The sequence below is a fragment of the Inquilinus sp. genome (genome assembly GCF_057815775.1).
Genome location: NZ_JBYRFX010000137.1, coordinates 1 through 4,433 on the forward strand (window position 1 = coordinate 1; position 4,433 = coordinate 4,433).

The 4,433-nt window shown below is 71.0% G+C and carries 3 protein-coding genes; 2 read left to right on the plus strand and 1 reads right to left on the minus strand.

Annotation, left to right across the window (positions count from 1 at the left end; all coding sequences use genetic code 11):
- The first annotated feature begins 102 nt into the window (after positions 1-102).
- The gene (locus tag AC3XYG_RS04965; RefSeq protein ID WP_489138706.1) at positions 103-2,055 is read left to right on the plus strand and encodes a beta-galactosidase; all 1,953 of its coding nucleotides are present in this window, start codon (positions 103-105) and stop codon (positions 2,053-2,055) included.
- Positions 2,056-2,244: 189 nt separating this feature from the next.
- Here the strand turns inward: AC3XYG_RS04965 and AC3XYG_RS04970 are convergent, their stop codons facing one another.
- Positions 2,245-3,135, minus strand: coding sequence for a hypothetical protein (locus AC3XYG_RS04970; RefSeq protein ID WP_489138707.1), 891 nt, complete (start codon positions 3,133-3,135; stop codon positions 2,245-2,247).
- Positions 3,136-3,609: 474 nt separating this feature from the next.
- Here AC3XYG_RS04970 and AC3XYG_RS04975 point away from each other — a divergent pair, with 474 nt between their 5' ends.
- Positions 3,610-4,401: a FadR/GntR family transcriptional regulator gene (locus AC3XYG_RS04975; RefSeq protein WP_489138708.1), complete on the plus strand. Its 792-nt coding sequence runs from the start codon at positions 3,610-3,612 to the stop codon at positions 4,399-4,401.
- The last annotated feature ends 32 nt before the right edge of the window (positions 4,402-4,433 follow it).

Below are 4,433 nucleotides of genomic sequence, written 5' to 3' on the forward strand. Positions count from 1 at the left end.
CAGAAGCACTTCATCGCCGGACTGACGCTCGGCGCCGTGAAGAGCTGATCCTCCATCCGCCATCACCTGTCCAAACGACAGCCCCCTCTTCGAGAGAAGTCGATGAAACGAACACTAGGCGTTTGCTATTATCCCGAGCACTGGTCGGAGGCGATGTGGGCGAACGACGCCAGGCGCATGGCGGAGAGCGGCCTGACATGGGTGCGTATCGGCGAATTCGCCTGGTCGCGGATCGAGCCGGAACCGGGGCGGTTCGACTGGGGCTGGCTGGACCGGGCGATCGACACGCTGGGCGCCGCCGGGCTGAAGGTGGTGATGTGCACGCCGACGGCGACGCCGCCGAAATGGCTGGTCGACCGCCACCCCGACATCCTGCCGGTCGACGCGCACGGGCGGGTCCGCGGCTTCGGCTCGCGCCGCCACACCAGCTTTTCCAGCCGGACCTGGCTGCGCGAGAGCGCCCGCATCACCGAGGAAGTGGCCCGGCGCTACGGCAGCCACGACGCGGTCGCCGGCTGGCAGACCGACAACGAGTTCGGCTGCCACGACACCGTGCTGTCCTATGGCCCCGAGGATGTCGCCGCCTTCCGCGACTGGCTGCGCCATCGCTACCAGACCCCCGGCGTGCTGAACGAGGCCTGGGGCAATGTGTTCTGGTCGATGGAGGTGGCGGGGTTCGGCGAGATCGACGCACCCGTGGCCGCGGTGACCGAGACCAATCCGGCCGCGCGGCTGGACTATTGGCGCTTCGCCTCCGACCAGGTCGCCGCCTACAACCGGATGCAGGTCGGTATCATCCGCCAGCATTCGCCGGGCCGCTTCGTCACCCACAACTTCATGGGCTTCTTCCAGGATTTCGACCATTGGCCGCTGGGCGAAGACCTGGATATCGCGTCCTGGGACAGCTATCCCCTCGGCGCGCTGGAGAAGATCGCCGCCGATGACGCGGAACGGGTGCGCTGGGCCCGCACCTCGCACCCCGACCTGGCGCCGTTCAACCACGACCTCTATCGCGCGGTCGGCCGCGGCCGCTGGTGGGTGATGGAGCAGCAGCCGGGGCCGGTGAACTGGGCCGACTGGAACCCGGTGCCGAAGCCCGGCATGGTCCGGCTGTGGAGCTGGGAGGCGCTGGCCCATGGCGCCGAGGTGGTCAGCTATTTCCGCTGGCGCCAGGCCCCCTTCGCGCAGGAACAGATGCATGCCGGGCTGAACCGGCCCGACCGCAAGCTGTCGCCCGGCGGCGCGGAGGCGACGCAGGTGGGCGAGGAGTTGGCCCGCACCGGCGCCCTGCCCGCCACGACGAAGGCCCCGGTGGCGCTGGTGTTCGACTACGAGACCGCCTGGTTCCACCGCATCCAGCCGCAGGGCCAGGATTTCCGCTACGCCGAGTTGGCGTTCCGCTGGTACGGGGCGATCCGCCGCCTGGGCCTGGATGTCGACATGGTGCGCCCGGGCGCGTCCCTGGTCGGCTACCGGGCGGTGGTGGTGCCGTCGCTGGCGCATGTGTCGGAGGCGGCGGCCCAGGCCTTCGCTGCCACCGACGCGGTCCTGCTGTTCGGCCCGCGCAGCGGCGCCAAGACCCGCGACTTCCGCATCCCTGACGGCCTGCCGCCCGGCGCGCTGCGGCATCTGCTGCCGCTGCAGGTGATCCAGGTCGCCTCGCTGCGCCCGGGCCTGACGGAGCCGGTGACGGGCGGCGGCCTGTCCGGCACGGTGCAGCGCTGGCGCGAATGGCTGGAGACCGACCTGCCGGCGCTGGCCCGCTTCGCCGACGGCGCGCCGGCTTTGGTCGGCGACACCAGCCGGTTCTACCTGGCCGGCTGGCCGGACGATGCGCTGCTGCACGGCGTGATGGCCGACCTGCTGGGCCGCGTCGCCGGGCTCGACTTGACGGAACTGCCGGAGGGGGTGCGGCTGCGCCGCCGCGGCGACCTGACCTTCGCCTTCAACTATGGCGACACCGAGTGGACGGCGCCGGTGCCGGACACCGGCCGCTACCTGCTGGGCGGCCCGGTGGTCGCGCCCCAGGGCGTGGCCTGCTGGCGCACGGGCTAAACCACAGCCTACGTCTTTCTGGAATAAGCCGAGCCCTTCCATCCTTCACCGTCATCGCGAGGCGCGCAGCGCCGTGGCGATCCAGGCTGTCGCCGTCTGTGCCGTTGGCGCGGGCGGAACTGGATCGCGTCGCTGCGCTCGCGATGACGGTGAAGAACAGGCAGCATTGGGCACCCTCCGGCACCGGCGTTAGCCGGAGCCGAAAATGTGCTGGGCCAGGCTGATCCGGCGCCAGTTGTCGTTGCGCTCGCTCTCGGGCGCGCGCTCGACCGTGACCCAGCCGCCGCCGGGTGGCGCCATCGCCGTCCCGGGCAGCGGTGTCGCCGGTGGGGCGGTCGCATCAGGCGGTCCGGTGTTCCCGGGGCCGGGGTCAGGTGGCGGAGAGTAGTCGGGCGGCACTGGCTGGTCCGTCAGCGTCTTGACGATCTTGCCATCCTCGTTGAAGACCGCGCCGGTGTCGGTGTTGAGCATATATACCTGCCCTTCGGGCAGGCCGATATCGGCGGCCGCGATCACGCGAAAGCGGCCGATCCCATAGGAGCCCTCCTGCCAGGTGGCGACCTTCGCTGCCGCCACCCCGGGGGTGCCGCGGGCGATATCGAGCCAGCTGGCGGCGACGCCCAGGTCGCGGCAGGTCTGCAGGATCACGGCTTCGATCGGCAGGGTTGTGTCGGCCAGGTCGGCGGTGAGCCGCTCGTCCACCAACACCCGGTCATAGAGGTCGCTGGTCAGCCGTTCCCGCGGATCCCGATCAGGACCGTCGGAGGCATCGGGCTTCACCGCGGCGATGGCGCCGGTGACGCCCTGGATGACGGCACGGCGCCGCTCACCGATCTCCGCCCGCCGCCGGTCGCGGCGATGTTCGGCCTGTCGCCCGTCCTCCTGGTGCTGCCGGCGGAACAGGTCCTTCAGCGCGAGGCAGCGGCGCATGGCGAGCAGCAGGCGCTCGACATGCCGGGCCGCGGTCCCGGCCGCGGCGAGGTTGGCGGCTGCCTTGGCCGGAGGGCCGGATCTGCCGACGGCCAGGATTTTCAGCTCCTTGGCCAGGTCGAAGGCCAGGGCGGCGGCATCGCTCAGCATCGCCGCATCCCGGGCAAGCTCTTCCGCCGCCGGGAGGGCGGTTGGTGGCTCGGGGATGGCGGCTGTGCCTGTCATCTCTTGATGAGAACATAAAGGGAACGGTGAGTCGAGGGATAATACTGCCCAACCACCCCTATCGTCATCGCGAGCGCAGCGAAGCGATCCAGTCCCACGGGTGCAGACCGTGCGGGTGGCGGCAATTCTGGATCGCCACGGCGCTGCGCGCCTCGCGATGACGGAGGGGGTTGAGCCGACATCGTAGGTTGGGTTCGCGGTGCGAACCAACCCACGCGTCCGTTCTATCCGGGAAACCATTTGCAAATTGGTTCCCTTTGCGCTTGGCTTGATGCAACGATGAACGGCAATGCGGGACCGGATCGATCCTCAGGATCGGCAGGCCCGGTGTTCTAGAACAAACAGGGGATCGGCGCATGGCCCAGGGCCGCGATGCCGGGCATGACCATTGGGAGACCAATGGCTGAGATGGTCTCCGATACCGGCGACTCGGCGGCGGCGCGCGGCGTCTCCAACTCCAGCGTCGCGCTGGAGCGGCTGCGCGCGCTGCTGGATGCCGAGGGCGACCGGGCCGAATGGCAGCTGCCGCCGGAGCGTGAGCTGGCCGAGGGCATCGGCGTCGGCCGCCGCGCCGTCCGCCGGGCGCTGGAGGTGGTGGAGGCCGAGGGCCGGATCTGGCGCCACCAGGGCAAGGGCACCTTCGCCGGCAAGCGGCCGGCGGTGCAGCCGCACCTGATCGCCTCCCTGGCCGACCGCACCAGCCCGCTGGAGGTTATGGAGGCGCGGCTGCAGATCGAACCCGGCCTGGCCCGGCTGGCGGCGATGCGCGCCTCGGCCGACACCGTCGCCGCGCTGCGGCGGATCGAACGCAAGACCGCGGCCAGTACCGACAGCGACAGCCACGAGCTGTGGGACAGCGCCTTCCATCGCCAGATCGCCGAGACCGCCGGCAACGGCCTGCTGCTGGCGCTGTTCGACCTGGTCGACCGGGTGCGGCAATCGCCGGGCTGGCGCCGGCTGCGCGAGGCCGCCCGCAACCGCATCCGGCTGCGGGCCTACACCAGCCAGCATGCCGAGATCCTGGGCGCGATCGCCCGCCACGACGGCGCCGGGGCCGAGGCGGCGATGCGGCGCCACCTGCTGGCGCTGCAGGCCAATCTGCAGGCGGCGATGGCCGGGGAACCCACCCCCGCCGATGCACCGCCCGTCCCCAAGCCCGAGACGGAGGCCGGCGATGCCCTTGCGCTCTGACATCCGCATCGCCGCCGAGCCCGGCCCCGCCG

Excerpts from the sequence above, each read along its gene's own strand:
- AC3XYG_RS04965 (WP_489138706.1), top strand. The coding sequence starts at position 103 with ATGAAACGAACACTAGGCGTTTGCTATTATCCCGAGCACTGGTCGGAG.
- AC3XYG_RS04970 (WP_489138707.1), bottom strand. The coding sequence starts at position 3,135 with ATGCTGAGCGATGCCGCCGCCCTGGCCTTCGACCTGGCCAAGGAGCTG.
- AC3XYG_RS04975 (WP_489138708.1), top strand. The coding sequence starts at position 3,610 with ATGGCTGAGATGGTCTCCGATACCGGCGACTCGGCGGCGGCGCGCGGC.